At 72.5% G+C, this 20534-nt stretch carries 17 protein-coding genes and 1 tRNA gene; 5 read left to right on the top strand and 13 right to left on the bottom strand.

The window, feature by feature from the left end; all coding sequences use genetic code 11:
• Nucleotides 1-104: 104 nt before the first annotated feature.
• The 8 genes from C3486_RS17175 to C3486_RS17210 all read right to left on the bottom strand — a co-directional run bounded on the left by C3486_RS17175 (nucleotide 105) and on the right by C3486_RS17210 (nucleotide 7394).
• Nucleotides 105-692 carry a SigE family RNA polymerase sigma factor gene (locus C3486_RS17175; RefSeq protein WP_103833584.1) on the bottom strand — a complete coding sequence of 196 codons (588 nt, stop codon included), beginning with the start codon at nucleotides 690-692 and terminating at the stop codon, nucleotides 105-107.
• Between the two features lie 180 nt (nucleotides 693-872).
• Entirely contained in the window at nucleotides 873-1814 is a 942-nt protein-coding gene (locus C3486_RS17180) for a glycoside hydrolase domain-containing protein (RefSeq protein ID WP_258052829.1), read from the bottom strand.
• A gap of 173 nt (nucleotides 1815-1987) precedes the next feature.
• Nucleotides 1988-3160 carry a lipid-transfer protein gene (locus C3486_RS17185; RefSeq protein ID WP_103833586.1) on the bottom strand — a complete coding sequence of 391 codons (1173 nt, stop codon included), beginning with the start codon at nucleotides 3158-3160 and terminating at the stop codon, nucleotides 1988-1990.
• Nucleotides 3157-3591 carry a MaoC family dehydratase gene (locus C3486_RS17190; RefSeq protein WP_103833587.1) on the bottom strand — a complete coding sequence of 145 codons (435 nt, stop codon included), beginning with the start codon at nucleotides 3589-3591 and terminating at the stop codon, nucleotides 3157-3159. The genes C3486_RS17185 and C3486_RS17190 overlap by 4 nt, the downstream gene beginning before the upstream one ends.
• Nucleotides 3588-4646 carry an acyl-CoA dehydrogenase family protein gene (locus tag C3486_RS17195; RefSeq protein ID WP_103833588.1) on the bottom strand — a complete coding sequence of 353 codons (1059 nt, stop codon included), beginning with the start codon at nucleotides 4644-4646 and terminating at the stop codon, nucleotides 3588-3590. The genes C3486_RS17190 and C3486_RS17195 overlap by 4 nt, the downstream gene beginning before the upstream one ends.
• The gene (locus C3486_RS17200) at nucleotides 4646-5662 is read right to left on the bottom strand and encodes a bifunctional MaoC family dehydratase N-terminal/OB-fold nucleic acid binding domain-containing protein (RefSeq protein WP_258052835.1); all 1017 of its coding nucleotides are present in this window, start codon (nucleotides 5660-5662) and stop codon (nucleotides 4646-4648) included. The genes C3486_RS17195 and C3486_RS17200 overlap by 1 nt, the downstream gene beginning before the upstream one ends.
• Before the next feature lie 47 nt (nucleotides 5663-5709).
• Entirely contained in the window at nucleotides 5710-6888 is a 1179-nt protein-coding gene (locus C3486_RS17205; RefSeq protein ID WP_103833629.1) for an acyl-CoA dehydrogenase family protein, read from the bottom strand.
• Between the two features lie 200 nt (nucleotides 6889-7088).
• Nucleotides 7089-7394, bottom strand: coding sequence for a hypothetical protein (locus C3486_RS17210; RefSeq protein ID WP_103833590.1), 306 nt, complete (start codon nucleotides 7392-7394; stop codon nucleotides 7089-7091).
• 244 nt (nucleotides 7395-7638) lie between these two features.
• Here C3486_RS17210 and C3486_RS37305 point away from each other — a divergent pair, with 244 nt between their 5' ends.
• The gene (locus C3486_RS37305) at nucleotides 7639-7800 is read left to right on the top strand and encodes a hypothetical protein (protein ID WP_181138581.1); all 162 of its coding nucleotides are present in this window, start codon (nucleotides 7639-7641) and stop codon (nucleotides 7798-7800) included.
• 120 nt (nucleotides 7801-7920) lie between these two features.
• Here C3486_RS37305 and C3486_RS17215 read toward each other — a convergent pair whose 3' ends face one another.
• The 3 genes from C3486_RS17215 to C3486_RS17225 form a co-directional block, all read right to left on the bottom strand.
• Entirely contained in the window at nucleotides 7921-8571 is a 651-nt protein-coding gene (locus C3486_RS17215; protein ID WP_103833591.1) for a hypothetical protein, read from the bottom strand.
• Nucleotides 8572-8811: 240 nt separating this feature from the next.
• Nucleotides 8812-10941 carry a PIG-L family deacetylase gene (locus tag C3486_RS17220; RefSeq protein WP_258052830.1) on the bottom strand — a complete coding sequence of 710 codons (2130 nt, stop codon included), beginning with the start codon at nucleotides 10939-10941 and terminating at the stop codon, nucleotides 8812-8814.
• Between the two features lie 348 nt (nucleotides 10942-11289).
• Nucleotides 11290-12882 carry a glycosyltransferase gene (locus C3486_RS17225; RefSeq protein WP_103833592.1) on the bottom strand — a complete coding sequence of 531 codons (1593 nt, stop codon included), beginning with the start codon at nucleotides 12880-12882 and terminating at the stop codon, nucleotides 11290-11292.
• A gap of 405 nt (nucleotides 12883-13287) precedes the next feature.
• Between C3486_RS17225 and C3486_RS17230 the strand changes: the two genes are divergently transcribed.
• Nucleotides 13288-14685, top strand: a complete 1398-nt coding sequence (locus C3486_RS17230) for a DUF6056 family protein (RefSeq protein ID WP_103833593.1) — start codon at nucleotides 13288-13290, stop codon at nucleotides 14683-14685.
• 68 nt (nucleotides 14686-14753) lie between these two features.
• Here C3486_RS17230 and C3486_RS17235 read toward each other — a convergent pair.
• Together C3486_RS17235 and C3486_RS17240 are read right to left on the bottom strand one after the other, a co-directional pair.
• Nucleotides 14754-14843, bottom strand: a tRNA-Ser gene (locus C3486_RS17235).
• Nucleotides 14844-15062: 219 nt separating this feature from the next.
• Nucleotides 15063-16829: a S1C family serine protease gene (locus tag C3486_RS17240; protein ID WP_258052831.1), complete on the bottom strand. Its 1767-nt coding sequence runs from the start codon at nucleotides 16827-16829 to the stop codon at nucleotides 15063-15065.
• A gap of 308 nt (nucleotides 16830-17137) precedes the next feature.
• On the opposite strand from C3486_RS17240, the gene C3486_RS17245 reads away from it, so the two are divergent.
• From C3486_RS17245 to C3486_RS17255, 3 genes are all read left to right on the top strand, one after another.
• Nucleotides 17138-18004 (top strand): glycerophosphodiester phosphodiesterase family protein, encoded by an 867-nt coding sequence (locus tag C3486_RS17245; RefSeq protein ID WP_103833594.1) that lies wholly within the window; start codon nucleotides 17138-17140, stop codon nucleotides 18002-18004.
• A 325-nt stretch (nucleotides 18005-18329) separates the two neighbouring features.
• Nucleotides 18330-18944 (top strand): ATP-binding protein, encoded by a 615-nt coding sequence (locus C3486_RS17250; RefSeq protein ID WP_103833595.1) that lies wholly within the window; start codon nucleotides 18330-18332, stop codon nucleotides 18942-18944.
• A gap of 368 nt (nucleotides 18945-19312) precedes the next feature.
• The gene (locus C3486_RS17255; RefSeq protein WP_103833596.1) at nucleotides 19313-20281 is read left to right on the top strand and encodes a DUF5926 family protein; all 969 of its coding nucleotides are present in this window, start codon (nucleotides 19313-19315) and stop codon (nucleotides 20279-20281) included.
• The last annotated feature ends 253 nt before the right edge of the window (nucleotides 20282-20534 follow it).

The raw sequence follows: 20534 nt of genomic DNA on the forward strand, positions 1-20534 counted from the left end.
ACCGCGCGAGAAAAACAGGCGTGTCACCCGTCACGCTGCTGTACCGCTGACGTGCGGAATCGCCCGTGCCGACGGGGCTGCGGGGCCGCGGCCAGGGCCTGTCGTCAGGCCGCCCGCGCGAGGTCGGGGTCCTCGCGCAGCTTCGCCAGCGCGCGGGAGACGGCGCTCTTGACCGTGCCCACGGAGACGTCCATCACCTCGGCGGTCTGCGCCTCGCTCAGGTCCTCGTAGTAGCGCAGCACGACCATGGCCCGCTGCCGGTCGGGCAGCCTCAGCACCGCCCGCCACATCGCGTCCCGCAGCGCCTGCAGCTCGGCCGGGTCGGAGGCCGGCACCGGCCCCGGCTCCGGCAGCTCGTCGCAGGCGTACTCCTCGATCTTCCGCTTGCGCCACTGCGACGTACGGGTGTTGACCAGCGCCCGCCGCACGTAACCGTCCAGCGCCCGGTGGTCCTCGATGCGCTCCCAGGCCGCGAAGGTCTTGGTCAGCGCGGTCTGGAGCAGGTCCTCCGCGTCGTTGGGGTTGGCGCAGAGCGAGCGGGCCGCACGCAGCAGCGCCGGCCCCCGGTCCCGTACGTACGCCGCGAACGACGGGAACGTCGGGAAGGAGGGCAGCGACGACGGCCTCGGGAGCGGCGTCGGCGACGGGGCCACCGCGGCGGTCGAAGCGCCCTTGCACACTGGCGTGGTCATGTCCTCCACGCTAGGAGCGCGGGCCCGGCCGGGGATCGGTCCGAGGTGCCGAAGCCGCCTCCGCCTCAAGTTGTAGCGGTGGGGCTGACCCCACCTCCTCAGGGCGGAGCGCGCACCCGCTCCCGTCGGGGTCGGCCCGCCGGAGCCCCCGCGGCCGGAGCGCCCCGGCGGGGTGGCGGGTCACTTGATCACCGCGACCGGCGCGTCCACCCAGTTGCGGTCGATGCGCAGCTTGCGGCCGCCGTGTTCCTCCAGCACGTGCCCGGCGTACTGGTGGATCCGCCGGTTGGGCTGCCAGGCCGTGTCCGGCAGCCACTTCTCACCGTACGTGGAGGGCGCGACGTGCCAGCGCGCGAACCAGATCACCGACGGCAGGTCGGTGATGCCCTTCGCGCGCGCCGCCGCCATGTGCCGCACGCCGGAGTTCGCGCTGCTGTAGAAGCCCGCGATGTAGCCGAAGCGGCGCACCTCGCGGCTCCAGGACCGGATGAAGCGCAGGGTGACGTCCTTGCAGCGCTGGTTCTTCAGGTCGTACGCCTCGATGTCCAGGTAGATCGGGCTGCGCGGCATGATCCCGTAGGCGCGGGCGCGCTGCACCGCCACCCTGGCCTCGTTCGTGCCCTGCTGGTAGGGGTCGGAGCCGATGGCGTACCGCCGCTTGTGCTTGTTCTTCACGCACGGCGACTGGGCGCCGAGGTAGACCGGCAGCACCTTCCAGCCGGCCCACTTCGCGCCCTGGAACCACTGGGGACTGAGGTTGTGCTGCTTGGGACAGGCCCGTCCGTGGCCGGCGAAGTAGACGCCGATGGCCCGGTAGCGGGTGCTGTTCCAGGCCCGCAGCGAGCTCACCGCGGGGGCCTCGCAGGTGTCGATGCCGAAGCCCTTGTAGAGGCTGGGGCCCTCCCCCGGCACCGGATTGGCGGCCCTCGGAGCGGGGCCGCGGCGGGAGACGGCGGCGTCGTCGGCCGCCACCGGGCCGTCACCGGCCCGGCCCGCCGCCGCCCCGCTCCCGCCGGGCGCCGCAGCGGTCCGGTCACCGCCGGACGCCGCCGGGGTACGCCAGGAAGGAAGCAGCGCCGCCAGGGCGACAGCCAGCCCGACGGCCGGCACCAGGAGCAGCAACGCGATACTTTTTGCAGATTTTGTCCATCTCATACCGCGAGTGAAAACGGCCCGCCGCGGCACCCGGGCCCGGACACGCGGGTGGCGCCGCCCGTTCAGCCGGATGCCGGGCGCGGCGGTCGGCCGTACGCGGTCACCGGCGCGCGCCCTGGCTCATCGCCCCGCGCCCGCGGTCACCGGCCCGTGTCCGCGCCCAGCACCAGGCCGGAGGTGGGGACGCCCGTACCGGCCGTGACCAGGACGTGCGACGCACCGGGCACCTGGTTCACGGACGTGCCGCGGATCTGCCGGACGCCCTCCGCGATGCCGTTCATGCCGTGCAGGTACGCCTCGCCGAGCTGGCCGCCGTGCGTGTTGAGCGGCAGCGCGTCCGCGGCCACGAAGTCCGCCGCCTCGCCGGGGCCGCAGAACCCGAACTCCTCCAGCTGCATCAGCACGAACGGCGTGAAGTGGTCGTACAGGATCCCCACGTCGACCGCGTCCGGCCGCAGCCCGCTGCTCCGCCACAACTGCCGCGCCACCACGCCCATTTCGGGCAGCCCGGTCAGCCCGTCCCGGTAGTAGCTCGTCATCTGCTCCTGGCCGCGGCCCGCGCCCTGTGCCGCCGCCGTGATCACCGCGGGCGGCCGTCGCAGGTCGCGGGCGCGCTCGGCGGAGGTCACCACGAGCGCCTGCCCGCCGTCGGTCTCCTGACAGCAGTCCAGCAGCCGCAGCGGCTCGACGATCCAGCGCGAGGCCGCGTGGTCGGCGAGCGTGATCGGCCTGCCGTGGAAGTACGCCGCGGGGTTGCGCGCCGCGTGCCGCCGTCCCGTGACGGCGACGTGCCCGAACGCCTCCGGCGTCAGCCCGTACACGTGCAGGTAGCGGCGGGCCGCCATGGCCACCCACGAAGCGGGCGTCAGCAGCCCGAACGGGAGGTTCCAGCCGAGCGCCGCGCCCTCGGCGGACGGCTCGCGGTGCTGGACGCCGGAACCGAAGCGGCGGCCCGAGCGTTCATTGAACGCGCGGTAGCAGACCACCACCTCCGCGACGCCCGTCGCCACCGCCATCGCGGCCTGCTGGACCGTCGCGCACGCCGCGCCGCCCCCGTAGTGCACGCGCGAGAAGAACGACAGGTCGCCAATGCCCGCCGCCTGCGCGACGGTGATCTCCGGGCTGGTGTCCATGGTGAAGGTGACCAGCCCGTCCACGTCCTCGGGGCCCAGCCCGGCGTCGTCCAGCGCGGCCTGTACGGCCTCGACCGCCAGCTTCAGCTCGCTGCGCCCGGAGTCCTTGGAGAACTCCGTCGCGCCGATGCCCGCGATCGCGGCCCGGCCCCCGAGGCGGTCCCCGCTGCGTACGCTCATGCCGCGCCCCCGCCGTCCAGTGCGACGGTGACCGTACCGGTGACGTGGTGGCCCCGGCCGTTCTCGCCGGTCACCCGCACGACCGCGGTGCCGTCCGCCACCTCGCTCACCGTGCCCCGCAGCACCATCGTGTCGCCCGGGTGATTGGGCGCGCCCAGCCGGATGGCCACCTTGCGCAGCGTGCACCGCGGCCCGAAGTGGTCGGTGATGTACCGCCCGACCAGCCCGTTGGTGGTGAGGATGTTCATGAAGATGTCCGGCGAGCCCTTCTCCCGCGCCGCCTCGGCGTCGTGGTGCACGTCCTGGTAGTCGCGGGAGGCGACGGCGCCCGCGACGATCAGGGTGCGGGTGACGGGGACGGTGAGCGGCGGGAGTTCGGCCCCCGGCCGTATCGGCACCGGGCCTTCGTTGCCGCTGTACTGCTTGCTCATGAGCACCCCGATCCGGTGAGCGACTGCCCCAGTTCCTCCAGCAGCCCGGCGCCGCCGCCGAACTGCGCGGCCAGCTGCCGGCCCCACAGGAAGTGCCGGTGCACCGGGTGGCCGAGGTCAGCGCCGATGCCGCCGTGCAGGTGCTGGCCCACGTGGACGACCCGGCGGCCCGCCTCGGCCGCCCACCATGCGGCGGTCAGCGCGTGCTGCCGCGCGTCCAGGCCCGCGTCCCGGCGCCAGGCCGCTTCGTACGCCGTGACCCGGATCGCCTCGGTGTCCATGTACGCGTCGGCGGCCCGCAGCATGACCCCCTGGTGCGTGGCGAGCGGGCGGCCGAACTGCTCGCGGGTGCTGACGTGGCCGACCGCCCGCGCGAGCGACCCGGCGCACACGCCCGCCTGCAGCCCGGCGAACGCCGTCCGCGCGCACCCGAGCACGTCCTCGTACGCCTCCGGGCCGGTACCGAGCGCCTCGGCCGGCGTGTCCGCCAGCGTCAGCCGCCCCGCCGACCAGGGCGCCGTCGTCTCCACCGGCTCCCGTACGGCGCCCGGCCCCGCGGTCTCGACCAGCCACGGCCGCCACCCCGCCGCCTCGGACACGTGCACGGGCACCAGCACATGGGTGGCGTCGCGCAGCCAGGGGACGACCGGCAGCACCCCGCTCAGCCGCCCCACGGCATCGGCGCGCACCCGGCCCCTGCCGCGACCGGGGAGCGCACCGGTGGCGACGGCCGCCCCCGTGGCCAGCACGGGCAGCAGCCGCTCCCGCTGCTCCGGGCTTCCGTGCGCCGCGACCGGCAGCAGTCCGTACGCGGCCGTCGCGGCGAGCGGCACCTGCGCGGTACGCCGGCCCTGCTCCTCCAGCAGCAGGACGAGCCCCAGCAGTCCGGTCTCCTCCACCGCGCCCACCAGCCCGGCCCTGCACAGCGCGCCCCACAGCTCGGCGTCCGTCGCCCCGTCCAGCGCGTTCATCCGATCATGGGTCGCCAGATCGCCGAAGATCTCGGCGGCCAGTTCCGCGGCGGCCCGCTGCTCCTCCGTGGGCGTGAAGTCCATCAGTCCGCCGCCCCGGCCGCCGCGCCCCGTTCCGTGCCCTCCCCGGCGGCCCGGAACACCGGCAGCACCAGCTCCTCGTCCACCTGCCGGAACTCCAGCCGTACGGGCATCCCGACCCGTACCTCGTCGGGCGCCACGCCCACCACGTCGCTGACCATCCGCACGCCCTCGGCCAGCTCGATCAGCGCGACCGCGTACGGCGGGTCGAAGGCGGGGAACGGCGGGTGGTGCATCACGACGTACGAGAAGACGGTGCCGTCGCCGCACGCCTCGACGGTGTCCCAGTCCTGCCCGCCGCAGCCGTTGCAGCCGGGCAGCCAGGGAAAACGCAGCCGGCCGCAGCCGGCGCACCGCTGGATCAGCAGCCGCCGCTCGTCGACGCCCGCCCAGAAACCGGCGTTGTCCCGGTTGATCACCGGGCGGGGGCGGCGCGGGGGCTCGGCGCGGGCGGCCGAGGCGGGGGCGGTCGCGGCGGATGCGGCCGGGGCCGCGGCAGTTGGGGCCGGGACGGAATTCCTCGGCCCGGGTGCGTACTTCAGAATCCGGAAGCGGTGGGTACCGGCGAGCTCGCCGTCCACCCGTACGTCCATCCGCGTCGTCAGGAAGTACCCGGTGCCCAGCTTCGTCGTCTTGCGTGCCGACACCGCCTCGATCACGGAGTCGAACACGATCTCGTCGCCGGGCCGCAGCGGCCGCAGGTACTCCTGTTCGCAGTCGGTGGCGACCACCGCGGTGTACCCGGCGCCGTCCAGCAGCGCGAACAGCTCGTCGTGCGCCGCCGAGCCGTCCGTGTGCCCCGAGAGCCCGCCCATGGTCCAGGTCTGCAGCATGGTGGGCGGCGCGATCGCGGCCTCGCCGGTGTACGCCGGGTTCGCGTCGCCCACCGCCTCGCACCAGTGCCGGATCATCGGCAGGTTGACCGGGTCCTTGCCGGCCTTCGCGGTCGCGGCGGGCCGCCCCACGAACTCCCGCAGCCGCGCGTCGAGATCCGCCTCCTCGCGCCTCCCCGCCTCGATCGCCGAGTCCCGCACCACGCCGCTGTCCGCGTCCCGCACCGCACCGGTCACCGCCGCGCCCTCCGCATCCCCAGCCGCATCGTCGCCACGATCTCCCGCTGCACCTCGCTGACCCCGCCGCCGAAGGTGTTGATCTGCGCGGCCCGGTTCATCCGCTCCAGCTCGCCCTCGGCCGCCGTACCGGCCCCGAAGGCGCCCGGGGACCCGGCCCGTACGAGCCCCGCCTCGCCGACCGCCTCCTGGCACAGCCGGTAGACCTCCACCGCGCTCTCGGTCCCCGCGAACTTCACCCCGCTCGCGTCCCCCGGGCTCAGCGTCCCGGCGCCGACGTCGCCCACCAGCCGCCAGTTGAGCAGCCGCGTCGCCGCGAGCCGGGCGTGCGCCTCCGCGAGCCGGGCGCGTACCCAGGGCTGATCGGCGGGCCGCTCACCGGTGCACGGGTCCGGTGTGCGCGCGTACGCGAGCGCCGCCTCGTAACAGTCCTCCGCCTGCATGCCGAGGGCTGCCAGCGCCACCCGCTCGTGGTTCAGCTGGTTGGTGAGGAGCCCCCAGCCGCCGTTCTCCTCGCCGACCAGGTTCCCGGCCGGCACCCGCACCCCGTCGTAGTACGTGGCCGTCGTCACCAGCCCGCCCACCGTCTCGATCGGCGTCCACGAGAACCCCGGTGCGTCCGTCGGCACCAGCAGGATCGAGATCCCCTTGTGCTTGGCGGCGGCCGGGTCCGTACGGCAGGCCAGCCAGACCCAGTCGGCGTGCTGCGCGTTGCTGGTGAAGACCTTCGCGCCGTCGATCAGCCAGGCGCCGTCCGGGCCGCTCCTGACCGCGCGGGTGCGCAGCGCCGCCAGGTCCGTACCGGCCTCCGGCTCGGTGTAGCCGATCGCGAAGACGATCTCCCCGCTCAGGATGCGCGGCAGGAAGAACGCCTTCTGCTCCGCGCTGCCGTACTTCATCAGGGTGGGGCCGACGGTGTTCAGCGTGACCATCGAGACCGGTGCGCCGGCCCGGTACGCCTCGTCGAAGAAGACGAACTGCTCGTCGGCGCCGCGCCCTTGGCCGCCGTACTCCTCCGGCCAGCCGAGCCCGAGGAGCCCGTCGGCGCCGATCCGCTTCAGGACGGCGCGCTGCTCCTGCGGGTCCTCGACGGCGCCGTCCGGGAGCAGCCCGCGGAAGTACTCCCGCAGCCGTGTCCTGAGCTGCCGCTGGCGCGGCGTGGGAGCGAGGTGCACGTCGACGGCCTCCACCAGGGACGGGCGGACAGGGCACGGACGCATGCGCACGCACAGCTCACCGGCACATACGAACGAGCGGTTTCTGACTGTCCGTCAGAAACCGCTCACTGTCAAGGTACGGGCGGCCGGCTCTCCCCAGGACCGGCCGCCCCTCCCTCAGGCCGCCCGGCGGGCCGCCCGAGGAGTCACCGGCGGGTTCACCACAGGTTGGTGAAGTTCACCGTGGCGTTGTCCTGGTCGATGTGCGTGAAGCCGGAACCGTTCACGCTGGCGGTGTTGTTCTGGTTGGAGGCACCGTCCCCGTTGGCGACCTGCTGAGTGGTGGTGGAGTTGCCGTTGTTGTCGTTCCCGACGCCGGTGCCTTCCTGGCTCGCCGACACCGCCCCGGACCCGTCCGACGCGAACGAACCGTTGTCCGCGTAGGCGACCCCGGCGAACAGGGCCGCGGCGAGCGGCAGCGAGGCAACGGCGGCGATGGTGCGGGCGGTACGGATGCTTGCCATGACTTTTCCTCCTGCGGAACCACATGGAACGGGCATTCCCTGGGTGGTTGGCCGACCCCCCCGGGTCTGTTGCGTGACGACGTCGCGCCCCAGAACTGCCCAAGCGGCGTAGCCCGAATCGGCTAAGCCCGCCTATTCGCCCGCAAGCGTGATTGTCCCCCCTCAAACGTCCGCATTGACCCACACCGGGTGGTGTACGGCACTCCCGAGTGATCAACGCGCGCCGGGGCGAGGCAACTCGGGGATGCGCGGGGCGGCGACCGACACAAGCCTCGCGGCGCTGCTGGCGGTCGCGGGCTGGGTCCAGGTGGCGAGGCACGGCGCCAAGGGCGCCGAAGGCTGGTCCTCCTGTGCCGTCCTGCACCTCGGCCTCGCCTGGCAGGCGACCCACCTGCTCACGGCTTGAGCAGAGCGCCGTGGCCGACGGCCGCCGGGGAAACGCTCCCGCCCGGCGGGTCGGCAGGGACCCACCGGGCGCGCGTGGCGTGTGGTGCGACGTGCGTGACGCGGGGCGGGGGGCGCGGGCTTACGGGTGGTACTTCTCCTCGACCGTCTCGGCGGCGCCGGACTTGGTGCTCATGGTGACGCGGACGGTCACGGCCTTCGTCTTCGCGGCCTTCTCCAGCTGCTCCACGGTGCACTCGGCGGTGCCGTAGCCGTCGTCGCCGATCGACACGCTTCCGGAGTCGTCGGAGCAGATCGCGGCCGCGCCGAGGATCTTGGTGGCGTTGGCGACGAAGAAGGCCTGGTCCATGCCGCCGTCCTCGGGATCGACGATCAGCTTGCCGGGCGCGAGGTACTCCAGCTTGCCGACGACCGTACGGTGGTTGCCCGCGTTGGCGACGCCGCCCCCGTCGGCGGCGGACTTGCTGTCGGCACCGGTGGACGGCGCCGGCTCCGACTTACCGGTGTGCTGTGCCTGCCCGCCGTTCTGTCCCTGCGCGCCCTTGTCGGCCTTGCCGGCGGAGGAACCGGCACCGGCCTGGTCCGACGAGGCCGAACCCTGCTGCGAGCCGGACGCGCTCGACGAACCGGACGAGGACGCGGCGCCCGCCGACCCGGAGTCCTGCCCGCAGGCCGTGGCCCCCAGCCCCAGCGCCGCTGCGGCGACCACGGCGGCGACGATGCGGCGGCCGGAACGGCCGCGGAAACGGTGGGTGGCGGTGGCGGTCTTCATCGTGTCTCCCGTTGCTGGTCTCTCGTCTGCTCCCGGACGACAACCAGCCTCGAAGATCACGCTGGTGATCGGCTAACGGCCGACTAACGTCGCGTAATCGCGGTACGCGGCACGGCTTCACACCGGAATTTCCCCGGCTGCGAGCGCGTGCGTACGGGAGTTCGCGCCGGCGCTCCGGTCGAGCCGCTCCGCGCGGGCGGCCCTGCTCGGGGGCGTACGGCGTACTCGGGCGGGCCGCGCTCAGGCCCGCGGAGTGGTCTGCGGCCGCCAGACCCACGGCGTCGCGTCGGGTGACATTCCCACGACCGACACGGGGCCCCCGTGCGGGGCCAGGAGCGCCGGTGCGCCCACGGTGACCGTGCGGGCGGGGGCCGTCACGGGACGCGCGTCGGCGGACGTGCCGTACTGGACCTGGACCCGGCCGCCGTCGGTCAGGCCCAGCAGTACCGGTGCGGCCTTCTCCCCGTCGGGGCCGGCGGCCAGGTGTGCGGTGAGAAGTCCGTACCCGGTGAAGTGCGGCAGCGGGGTGCCGGCCGCGCCCGCCGACGCGCCGTACACGTACGGCGTGGCCGCGGCCGGGGCGCGGTAGATCAGCGCGGTGCGGCCGGACGCCTCGCGGACGGCGGCCGGCGGGTCGTCCGGTACCGGGCCCCGCACGCCGGACGGCCGACGGAAGGTGACCGGGCCGCCCGGGCGCTCCTGGGCCCAGTGGTGCACGCCGTCGTGCCCCGCCGCGTAGACGTGTATCCGCCCCGCCCCGTCGAGGACGACGGACAGCCCGTCCTGTATCTCCCGGCCGCCCAGCCGGTGCCAGGGCCCCCACCGGCCGGAGGCCCCACGTATGCGCGTGGCCAGGCCCTTGGCCGCCGTACGGACGAAGAGGTGGACGCGGTGATCGGCGGTGGCCACGGCCACCGGGCAGCCGGCCCGCCGTCCCCTCGCGGCACCGGCGTCGGGGGTGCCGAGCCCCCGCCAGGGCCCGAACTGCCCGTCCGTGCCGCGCTGTTCCCGTACGACGATCTCGCGCGTATTGGGCCCGCCCTGGCCGTCCAGCGCGGAGAACCGCAGCGCGAAGAGCAGCTGACGGCCGGCGGTGTCGGTCACCACGCTCAGGGCCGGGGCGAGCGGCCCGCCGCCGAGGTTGCGCGGGGCGCCGAACCGTCCGCTGCCGGGGTCGGTCTCCCGCCAGCGGACGGCCTGGGTGCCGAGTACTCCGTAGGCGACGATCCGTCCCGAGCGGTCGGTGGTGGGCACGGGCAGCGCCCCCGGGTAACGCGGGTGGGTGCTGCGCGCCCAGCCCTTCCGGCTGGTCAGGGCGTGGGTGCCGCTCTGGCTGTAGTCGCCGCAGCCGGCCGGGTCGCCGCACTCCCACCGGGCGCCGCCCCCGTAGGCGGCGATGTAGCGGACCTTGTCCTCGAGGACGGCCGGCGGGAGATTGTGCGGCCAGCGCTGGTTGTAGTACCCGCGGAAGGCCACGGTGGTGAAGCCCGGCGCGCGCCCGCCCCGCCGCGTGGCATCGGCCACCCACTGGGAGATCGCCTTCCACGTGAACAGGGCCGTCGGGGTGTGGTCCCGGTGATCGGAGAAGTGCCGCTGATCGCTGCCCTTCGGGTGCGTCGCGTCGTGCACCTGGTAGTCGGGGTCGGGGTCCATGGTGTGGATGACGGTGGGCCGGTAATGGCCCATGAGCCAGGCGAGGACATCGACGAGGGTCTGGTGGTCGTAGGTGTGCACCTGCGAGACCAGGGAGGCGGTGGCGACCACCGTACGCATCACGGTGCCCGGGACGTCCCACAGGGCGGGCAGGCGTACGCCGCCCTCGGACCGCATGGCGATGTTGAGGAAGATCAGCCGCGCCCGCCGGCCGCCCGCCGCCAGCCCGTCCGTCTCGGCTCTGACGCCGTGCGGCAGGGCCAGGACCGTGCGCTGCCAGCGGGTGAAGCGGTCCACGCCCAGCATCTCGGCGTACGCCTGCCGCATCCCCTGCTGCCGCGCGGCGGAGTACCCCGGCTTGTTGCGGGCCACCGGCGCGAGCTCATGCGGCACGCGGTTCCGGCCGGAGGACTCGCCTGCCGTGACGACGACGGTGACCACCGGCACCCCCGAGGACAGCAGCCGCCGGCACTCGGGGTTCATGAAGAACAGGTCGTCGTCGGGATGGGCTATGACCTGCAGCAACAGGCTCTTCCGGCCGGCGGCGAAGGAGCCCGTCGCCTGCGGGTCCACGGCATGGACCGGCGCCACGGGGCCGCCGGGGCGCCCGTTGGTCCCGCACCCGGCCACCATGGCGGCGGCCAGAGCGCCGAGACCGCCCGCGAGCACCTGCCGACGGGTCGCCGCGCACGATTCCCGCCTCGCTGTGTCATTCACCGTGGGCCACACCTTCACCTGCCGTCGCGGGGCGTCCCTGGGCTCCGCTCACCGATTTTGCCTCCCCCCAAGGGCGGCCACCACACGAGAACACGGAATGCGCGCACAGATGAATGCCGCGACAGAAGACTTACGCTTTTCTTACCCGGCGACCATTCAGGGACGCTGCACGATTCCTTGACAGCGAGACAGGAAGACAGGGAGGCAGCGTCGCAGGGAGAGAGCGCGACAGGGAGACAGCGTCGAAGTGCGACGGCTCGACGGCTCGACAACTCGACAGCGGTATTCGGAGTTCCAGCTACCGTTTTTTGCTTTCCTGCTGAAGGCACCGATCGCGGGAGAATCGCTTTACGAACTCTGGCGCTCTTCGGGTTGCAGGAGCGCCTCGGTGCTGTCGGGCACGGGCAGCCGGACGGCGACGGTCCGCTGCGGGGAGTGTGCGGTACCGGAGTCGATGGCCCAGCGGGCGACCAGGAACGAAAGGGGTGTGGCGAGAATGCCTGCGGCCAGGGCGGCGATGTTCTTCCCCATCCCCAGGGAGTGCACGCCGAGGAAGAGAAGCGTGCCGCTGAATACCAGATTGACGAGGCTCGACAAGGGGAAGCGGAAGAATGCCCGCCACGTCGGCCTCGTGCGACAGGTGACGTAGGTGTTCAGCAGGAACGAACCGACGATGCTGACCGCGAAACCGAGGACGTGAGCGACCAGATACGGAATCCACCGGTTGAGCGTGGCGTAGACGGCCATGTAGACGGCGGTGTTGACGATTCCGATGCACCCGAAGATGAAGAACTGCCTCACGGTACGCAGCCTGGCGGCCCCGGGGCCTGTGGCTTTCCCCTGCACGGACGCCCCTCTGGCGACCGGCGGGCCGATTCCGCTCATTCCGCCGCTTCCACTGGTCCCACTGGTTCCGCTGGTTCCGCTGGTTCCGTCCGTGGCGGGTACGGCACGGCCCGGGGCCTGGCCCAGCCCCCTCCCCTGCTCCCGCCCTCGCCCTCGCCCCCGGTACGAATCCTCTTCCGTCTCCCGCACCACATAGAGCGGCCGGCGTTTCGTCTCACCGTAGATGCGGCCGACGTATTCGCCGATGACGCCGAGCGTGGCGAGCTGAATTCCACTCAGGGCCACGACGGCGGTCAGCAGGGTCGCGAATCCGGGCACCTCCACGCCGTGCAGCACGACGTGCGCAATGATCCACAGTGCGTACGTGAATGCCGCGAAGGACAGGGCGAGTCCGGCGTAGATGACCAGGCGCAGTGGGCGGCTGTTGAAGGATATGAGGCCATCGATACCGTAATTGAGGAGCCGCCGGCCGCCCCATTTCGAACGTCCCGCGGCGCGGCTGACATTGTGGTACGTGAAGCTGACGGTGTCGAAGCCGATCCAGGAGAAGATCCCCTTGGAGAACCGGTTGGCTTCCGGCAGTGCCAGCACCGCGTCGACGGCCCGGCGCGACAGCAGCCTGAAGTCTCCCTCGCCGTCGACGACGTCGACGTCCATGCAGTGGCCGATGGCACGGTAGTACGCCGAACTGGCCGTCCTGCGCAGCAGTCCCTCACCGGACCGGTCGCGGCGCGCGATGACCTGGTCGTAGCCGTGTTGCCGCAGTTCCAGCATGCGGTGCAGCAGCCCCGGCGGGTGCTGGAGGTCGGCGTCCATGAGGACCACCGCGTCGCCGCGTGACATGCGCAGCCCGGCCAGCATGGCCGCTTCCTTGCCGAAGTTCCGGCTGAGGGACGTATAGCGGATGCGCTGGTCAGCGGCGGCGAGAGCGCGCAGCTGACCGAGGGTCGTGTCGCGGCTGCCGTCGTCGACGTAACAGATCTCGAAGGAGCGCCGCGTCTCGTCGAGGACCGACATCAGTGCGGAGTGAAAGGTATTGATCACCTCTTCCTCATTGAAACACGGAACGACGACCGAGATCTGACACTCTTCCATTCGATACCCCAGCAGGTGTGAGTGCAGCCTTCCCGTCTGCGTCCGCCACCATGACGCATCTTCTTAAGACCACGGTAAGAAAAAGGTGTGTCCCATGTGATTCCTGTACGCTCACCGGGCAGCACGTCCAGCGCGATGGAACCATAGAGGAAGGAACGAGTGGAACCATAGGGAAGAACCAGTCGTCACATTCTTTACGGATCAGCCTTTGGCCGGAACATGGTCGGACCGTGGCGCAAAACGCACGGAACTGCAATCCGTATCTTTGCGACGAAAAATTTCTTTTCTCGGCCCTGAGGGGAGAGGGGGCAGCCTGTAGTGCAAGCGTCGGAACCGGCTGTTCAGGACCGGCACACCACAAGCGTTCCGGATAAGCGGAAGCCGTGGTGGCGGACACCGGCGGGGGTGGGCCTGCTCTCACTTCTCCCGCTCGCCGTGTTCGCGTTCGCGGCCTGGAACGCCCGGTGGGTGCGCCCCGGTGGCGACGACTGGTGCTTCCTGCCGGTGGTGCGCGACGGCGGACTGCCCGCGATGGTGCAGAAGTTCTACGGCCATGACAATGGGCGCCTCGTCAACGCCGTACTGGTCTGGGCGTACGCCAGGTTCGGTGAGGCGGGTCAGCAATGGTTCGCACCGGTGAGCGGCGCGCTCATGCTCGTCCTCCTCTGGGCCTTCGCAGCCGCCGTCCTGTCCGCCGCGCGGCTCAGGGTCCCGCGGGGTGTGCCGCTCCTGGTCGCGTCCATGGTGACGGCGTTGTTCCTCTTCGGCTCGCCCAACACCTACAAGACGTTCTACTGGCCGGCCGCCTCGGTCTCCCACACCCTGCCCCCGGTCTTCGCCTGCGCGGCGGCCGTCCCCGTACTGCGGGCGACGTCGCGGCGCGGCAAGTACCTGGCGCTGCTCGCCGTCGCCGTCACCGGAACGTCCCTGGGCCTCCTCTCCGAAGAGACCAGCGTCGTCGTCTCGGCCGTCCTCGCATCCGCACTGCTGATCAGCAGCCACGTCTTCCCGGAAGCACGCCGCCGGTTCCTGCGCGCGTGCTGCGCCACCGGCATCGCGAGCACCGTACTCGGCACCCTGATCCTCTACACGTCCCCGGGGTCGCTGCACCGGCGCGAGAGGAAGAACGCCTCGACGATGCTCACCCCCGACTCGCTCCTCGCGTCCCTGCACGGCTTCCGCGAGATCCTCACCACGCTCCTCACGACCTGGCAGTACCTGGGAGCCATCGCGGCGGGCCTCCTCCTCGGCCTGCTGATCCGCGGCCCCCTCGGCCGGCGCGCCCCCGGGAAGAAGGACGGACTGACAGCCGCGGCCGGCGGCTGCGCCCTGCTCGCCGCCGGCTACGTGTGCACGGTCATCACCTACCCCGTCTTCGGAGCGGGAGTGGTGTCGTCGACCCGCCTGTGGAACGACTACCTGCTGCTCTACATCCTGCTGCTCGTCTACGCCGGCACCCTCGCCGCCCGCACCCTGCGAAGCCGCGTCCGGCGGACCTGGCCGGTCCTGGCCACGGGATCCGTGGTGTACGCCGTCGTCTGCGTCGCCCTCGCCGCATCACTCGCCGGCCTCGAAACCCACATGATCACCCGCGCCCACGGCTGGGACCACCAGAACCGCGTGATGCGCAGTCAGGCCGCCTCCGGCGCCCAGACCCTGCCCTACAAGCGCCTCCCCCTGAGCAAGATGACCGAACCCTTCCGCCACGGCGGCCGCGCCAAATGGCCCGCCTCCTGCATCGCCGACTACTACAAGGTCCAGCACATCACCCAGGCCCCGCCGAGGACCTCACGCCAGCGCTAGCCCACCTCAACACGAAAGGGGTGCCCGACCCCTCGGGCACCCCTTTTCATCTGCGGCTATGTGGCCTGTGGCGGAGGCTGTGGGATTTGAACCCACGGTGGCGTTGCCGCCACGACAGTTTTCAAGACTGTTCCCTTAGGCCGCTCGGGCAAGCCTCCCCGCGGCACCGGTCGGCGGCCGGCCGACGGTGACGCGGGGATCAGGGTAGCGCGTCAGCTGTTTCGATGCGCTGTCCAGGCGCCGGACCAGGCATCCGGATGGTCCGGACGCCGGCCCGGGCGGGCCCGGGTGCCGGTTCTGGCGGGCCCGCCGGGTGCGCCCGTCGGCCCTCGGTCCCGCGTGGGTCCGCTTGCCGCTGGCCGGGGCTCGCCGGGGCGTCAGCTGTCGCCGACTCGCTGGCCCAGGGTGACCTCGGCGGTGTGCTCCTTGCCGTTGCGTTCGTAGGTGAGGGTGACCTTGTCGCCGGGGCGGTGCTGCCAGATTTCGCTGATCAGGGTCGGGCCGCTGTCGATGGCCGTGTCGTCGAGCTTGGTGATCTTGTCGCCGGGCTTGAGGCCGGCCTTGTCGGCCGGGCCGTTCGGGGTGACGGCGTCCGTGCCGCCGTTGCCGCGCTGGGCGATCGTCGCGCCGTCGCTGGTCTCCCGCATGCCGACCTGCACCCCGATCTGCGGGTAGACCGGCTTGCCGGTGCGGATCAGGTCGTCGGCGACCCGCCGCGCCTGGTCGATCGGGATCGCGAAGCCCAGGCCGATGCTGCCGGACTGGCTCTCGCCGCCGAACGGGTCGCTGCCGCCGCCGCTCGCCGACTGGATCGCGGAGTTGATGCCGATCACGTTGCCGGAGGCGTCCATGAGCGGGCCGCCGGAGTTGCCGGGGTTGATCGACGCGTCCGTCTGCAGCGCGGACATGTACGAGGCGTTCGTCCCGCCGCCGTCGCTGGACGCCACCGGGCGGTCCTTGGCGCTGATGATGCCGGTGGTGACCGTGCCGGACAGGCCGAACGGCGCGCCGATGGCGATGGTCGCGTCGCCCACCGCGACGTTCGCGGACTTGCCCAGCGGCAGCGGGGTGAGCTTGGCATCGGAGGGGTTCTTGAGCTTTATGACGGCGACGTCGTAGCCCTGGGCCCGGCCCAGGACCTCGGCGTCGTACTTCTTGCCGTTGGAGAACGTCACCGTCAGCTTGCCGCCGTCGGCGGCGCTCGCCACGACGTGGTTGTTGGTGAGGATGTGGCCCTGCTTGTCATACACGAAGCCGGTGCCCGTGCCGCCCTCGCCGCCCGCGCCCTGCGCCTCTATGGTCACGACGCTGGGCAGCGCGCGCTGGGCGATGCCGGAGACCGAGGTCGGCTTGCGGTTCAGGGCCTGGGGGTCGCCGGACGAGGAGACGGTCGTGGAGGTCGTGTCGTTCTGCCCGGCGGCCCAGTAGCCGATGCCGCCGCCGACGCCGCCCGCGACCAGCGCGGCGACCAGTACGGCGGCGATCAGGCCGCCGCGGCGGCGCGGCTTGTCGGCGGGCGGGCCCATCGGGGCTCCCCAGCCGCCACCGCCGTACGGGGGCTGCGGCGGGCCGCCCCAGCCGCCGGCGCCGCCACCGTGCGGCGTACCGCCGTGCGGAGTGCCCCCGCCGTACGGGTCGCCACCGGGCGGTACGGCACCGAAGGCCGCGGTGTGCTGCGGGTCCTGCGACCAGCCGGAGGAAGAGGACGAGGAGGAGGAGGACGAGGAGGACGCGGATGCGGTTTGGGGGGAGGTGCCGGGGGCCGCTCCCAGGGGGGTCGTGGGGGCGTCGCCTTGAGGGGCCGCGGGCGGCTGCGCACCAGGGGGCGCGGAAGGCTGCGCCACGGGGGCGGCGTCGGTGGCCGTACCGGGGGCCGCGGGCCGCTGGCCTTCAGGGGCCGCGGCGGGCTGCGCTCCGGGAGGCGTGGCGGACTGCGCTTCGGGGGCCGCGGGGGGCGTCGGGGTCTTGTGCTGCGGGTCGGCCGGTGAGCCCACCGCCGGCGCGAAGTCCGGGCGGGGCGGTGCGGTGTCCGGGGTGTGCGGAGTCTGCGCGCCGGACGCGGGCGCGGCCGACCCCTGGGCCCCGGCGGGTGCCTGCGGCTCCGCCTCCGGCGGGACGGCGGCGCCCTCGTTCTCGGTGCTCACAGCTCTCTCCTCAGCTTCCTGACCATGCCGGCCCGATGACCGGCCGGCATGTTCGAGCGGTGCGTGGCGTCTTGGCTTGACGGTGACATGTCGGCGTGACGGTATACGGAAGTGTCCGGTTCCAGCCTTTCCCACGGGCCGTCAGGGCACCGTAAGCCGAGGCTGTGACCTTGCCTTCATCCTTTATCCCGGACATTTGCCGCGCATCCCCAGGTAATTCTTCGGGTGTCGGCGCAGGCCGCCGCCGGCCGGTGGGGGTTCGGCGGTCAACCGGACCGCGCGCCACCGCGCGATGGCACGATAACCCGGTGACCACTGCGCGCCCGGCACACGGTGTCCACCCCGGATCACCCGCCATCTCCGTCGTAGCACACAGAGGAGCGTCCGAGGACGCCCCCGAGCACACCCTGGCCGCGTACCGGAAGGCCATCGAGGACGGCGCGGACGCCCTGGAGTGCGACGTCCGGCTGACCGCCGACGGCCACCTGGTGTGCGTGCACGACCGCCGGGTGAACCGCACCTCCAACGGGCGCGGCGCGGTGTCCGCCCTGGAGCTGTCCGACCTGGCCGCGCTGGACTTCGGCTCCTGGAAGGACGACGCGGTCGACGAGGCGCCCGACGGCCGTCACCCGGAGCTGGGCAGCGTCCACGAGCTCGCGGGCGACACCGAGCGCACGTCCGTACTGACCCTGGAGCGGCTGCTGGAGCTGGTCGCCGACGCGGACCGCCGGGTGGAGCTGGCCATCGAGACCAAGCACCCGACCCGGTGGGCCGGGCAGGTCGAGGAGCGGCTGGTCGAGCTGCTGGAGCGCTTCGGGCACACGAAGCCGGCGCCCGGCACGGCGCCCGCGGCCCGCGTCATGAGCTTCTCGGCCCGCTCGCTGCAGCGCGTACGAGCGGCTGCTCCGGCCGTACCCGCCGTGTACCTCATGCAGTTCATGACCCCGCGGCACCGGGAGGGGCGGCTGCCGCCTGGCGTACGGATCGCGGGCCCGAGCATCCGGATACTGCGCGCGCACCCCGACTATGTGGCCAAGGCCCATCACGCGGGCCACGAAGTGCACGTATGGACCGTGAACACGGAGGCCGACGTCGCGCTCTGCCGCGAGCTGGGCGTGGACGCGATCATCACCAACCGCCCCAGGGAGGTGCGGAGGCAGCTGGGGCTGGCCTAGGGGCCCCAGAAGGCGGGACAGGGGGCGGGGCCTCGGAGCCTGCCCTCGGGCGGCCGGGCAGCGGACGGGGCCTGCTCCCGTTGCCGGGCCGGGCAAGGACGGGGTCCGCTCCCGTTGTCGGCCGGGCAGAAGGACAGGGTCCGCTCCCGTTGCCGGCCGGGCGCGTGCCTGTCCGGATCGGCACGCCCGTAAGCCCCTGAGCAGCGAGGACGCATGCGGACGAAAGGCGCGAACGGTGTCCGGGGATCTTCGGCACGGCCACATCGGGCGGAGATCCCTCACAGGGAGTGCACCGGCGCATTCAGCCCGTATCTGATCGATCCGAGTGCGTCACCGCATACGGATTGGCCGGTTTCCGGTCCATCTCAATGGGGCATTCATCCCGTGGCGTGGGGCAAAGGAGGTCTCGGGGGTGGCGTTGGTGGTGGCACAGGAGGTGCCGACGTCGTCGACCATGGCCGTACCCCATGGTCCTGCGGGCGTGGGCTCGGCCAGGCGGCGTATGCGCGATGAGCTGCTGACAAGTGGAGTTCAGGACACGGTCGTCGATGACGCCGTACTCATTCTTTCCGAACTGCTCAGCAATTCTTGTAGACATGCGCGTCCGATATGCGCGGAGGGGTCACCGGAAGGCGAAGCCGACGCGGTTCGGGCCGCCTGGCGCATCGACGCACGAGGCCAGCTGACCGTTTCGGTCACCGACGGCGGAGGTCCGACCCGACCACTTCCGGCCACTCCGTCCGTCACCGCACGCGGTGGCCGGGGACTGGCCATCATCCGCTCGCTGGCCAAGGACTGGGGCGTACGGGACGGGCACGGCGAGGTGACGGTCTGGGCGACGCTCTCCCTGCACGACGCGTTCGCCACCCGCATGGACCTCGAGACGGGCCTCCCCGCCGAGTTGCGGGACGCCCTGGCGGACTTGGACGAGCCGGCGTAGGGCGGGGCGGCACGGGGCCCGGACGAGGACGCGACCGGGCCGAGGACGCGAAGCAGGGCAGGGCAGGGCAGGGCAGGGCAGGGCAGGGCAGGGAAGTAAAGCAGGCCAGGACGCGACCGGCCCGGAATCGGGTGCCCCCTTCGCCGCACGTTTCCCTGCACGTTCCCGCATACGTTGCTCAGGTGCTCGAGTGCTCAGGTCGTTCGTTCCTCCCACCCGGCGCCGGGCGCGGCGTCAGCGCACTTACGGCGCGCTCCCGGCTTGGTGCCGGCACCGTGTCGGCACGCGCCGTGGGCAGGGGCGTCGGCGCGGGACATGCCCTAGGCTCGCGCCGATACGCGTCGGAACGACCAGGAGAACCCCTCACCATGGGCAAGAAGCGCCGTCCCCAGACCAAGGCCGTCACCCCGCAGATCACGGACGGCGAGGTGCCGGTCGTCGGCGCCCGCGAGCCCTGCCCCTGCGGGTCGGGCCGCCGTTACAAGGCCTGCCACGGACGCGCCGCGGCGCACGCGGTGACCGAGCTGGTGCAGCGCCCCTTCGAGGGCCTGCCGGGCGAATGCGACTGGGTGGCGCTGCGCGAGCTGGTGCCCGCCGCCACCGCCGAGCTGTCCCTGAAGGGCGGGCTGCCCGAGGGCGTGCCCTCGGTGACGCTGGCGACCGTACTGCCGATGGCCTGGCCCGCGCTGCGCCGTGACGACGGTTCGATCCTGCTCGGCCTGCAGAACGACACCGCGTCCGGTGACCTCAGCCGCGACCTCGCCGACACCCTCCAGCGCGCGCTGGCCGCCGACCCGGGCACCCCGGTCGCGGCGGGCCGGGCAGCTGCCGACGGTCCGCGCCTGCAGGACCTGCTGGACACGTCGGCGCCGTTCGAGCCCACCGTGCACAGCGGCTTCGAGTTCTGGATCGAGAACGCCGAGAACGCCACCGGTGAGGTCGCGGCCTCCCTGGAGCGGGCCAACGCGGCCGCCATCCCCACTGCCCGCCTGGAGGGCCTCACCGGCGCGTACTGGTGCGACGCCGGCGAGAAGAACCACCTGCGCTGGGTGATGGACCACCCCGAGGAGAAGCTGCTGGACGCGCTCGCCCGGCTGCACGCCGCCGACGCCTCGTCGCTGGGCGAGGGCACCCGGCTCGTCGGCTCGTTCCGGGCGCACGGGCTGGTCGTACCGGTCTGGGACCTGCCGTCGGATCTGACGGCCGAGGAGATCACCAAGCCGGCCACGGAGTTCGGCGAGCGGCTGGCGGAGGCGCTGGCCTCGGACGCGCCGCTCACGCCGGCCGAGCGCCGGGCGCGCGGCGGGCTCACCAACCGTCAGGTGACGCTGAGCTGACAGTAACCGCCGCGGAAACGCTTGCGGTGACTCGCGTCACACCGGCCGTACTCATGGGTAAATAAGCGTCCGGAATTCCGCGATCGAATTTGCGAACGGCCGATCTCTTGTTACCGTTCTAGGAGCCCGGTCGCTGGTGCATCCCCCGTCGCCAGCGACCGGGCGCTTCCATGTCCGGACCCGTTCGAGGCCGCCTCCGGGTCCGCGGTCATGCACCACCGGGCACCACCCCGGTCACGCGCTCCGCAGCGCC

The sequence above is a fragment of the Streptomyces sp. Ru73 genome, from assembly GCF_002920575.1.
Lineage (GTDB): Bacteria > Actinomycetota > Actinomycetes > Streptomycetales > Streptomycetaceae > Streptomyces.

Excerpts from the sequence above, each read along its gene's own strand:
- C3486_RS17175 (WP_103833584.1), bottom strand. The coding sequence starts at position 692 with ATGACCACGCCAGTGTGCAAGGGCGCTTCGACCGCCGCGGTGGCCCCG.
- C3486_RS17185 (WP_103833586.1), bottom strand. The coding sequence starts at position 3,160 with ATGAGCGTACGCAGCGGGGACCGCCTCGGGGGCCGGGCCGCGATCGCG.
- C3486_RS17190 (WP_103833587.1), bottom strand. The coding sequence starts at position 3,591 with ATGAGCAAGCAGTACAGCGGCAACGAAGGCCCGGTGCCGATACGGCCG.
- C3486_RS17195 (WP_103833588.1), bottom strand. The coding sequence starts at position 4,646 with ATGGACTTCACGCCCACGGAGGAGCAGCGGGCCGCCGCGGAACTGGCC.
- C3486_RS17210 (WP_103833590.1), bottom strand. The coding sequence starts at position 7,394 with ATGGCAAGCATCCGTACCGCCCGCACCATCGCCGCCGTTGCCTCGCTG.
- C3486_RS37305 (WP_181138581.1), top strand. The coding sequence starts at position 7,639 with ATGCGCGGGGCGGCGACCGACACAAGCCTCGCGGCGCTGCTGGCGGTC.
- C3486_RS17215 (WP_103833591.1), bottom strand. The coding sequence starts at position 8,571 with ATGAAGACCGCCACCGCCACCCACCGTTTCCGCGGCCGTTCCGGCCGC.
- C3486_RS17225 (WP_103833592.1), bottom strand. The coding sequence starts at position 12,882 with ATGGAAGAGTGTCAGATCTCGGTCGTCGTTCCGTGTTTCAATGAGGAA.
- C3486_RS17255 (WP_103833596.1), top strand. The coding sequence starts at position 19,313 with ATGGGCAAGAAGCGCCGTCCCCAGACCAAGGCCGTCACCCCGCAGATC.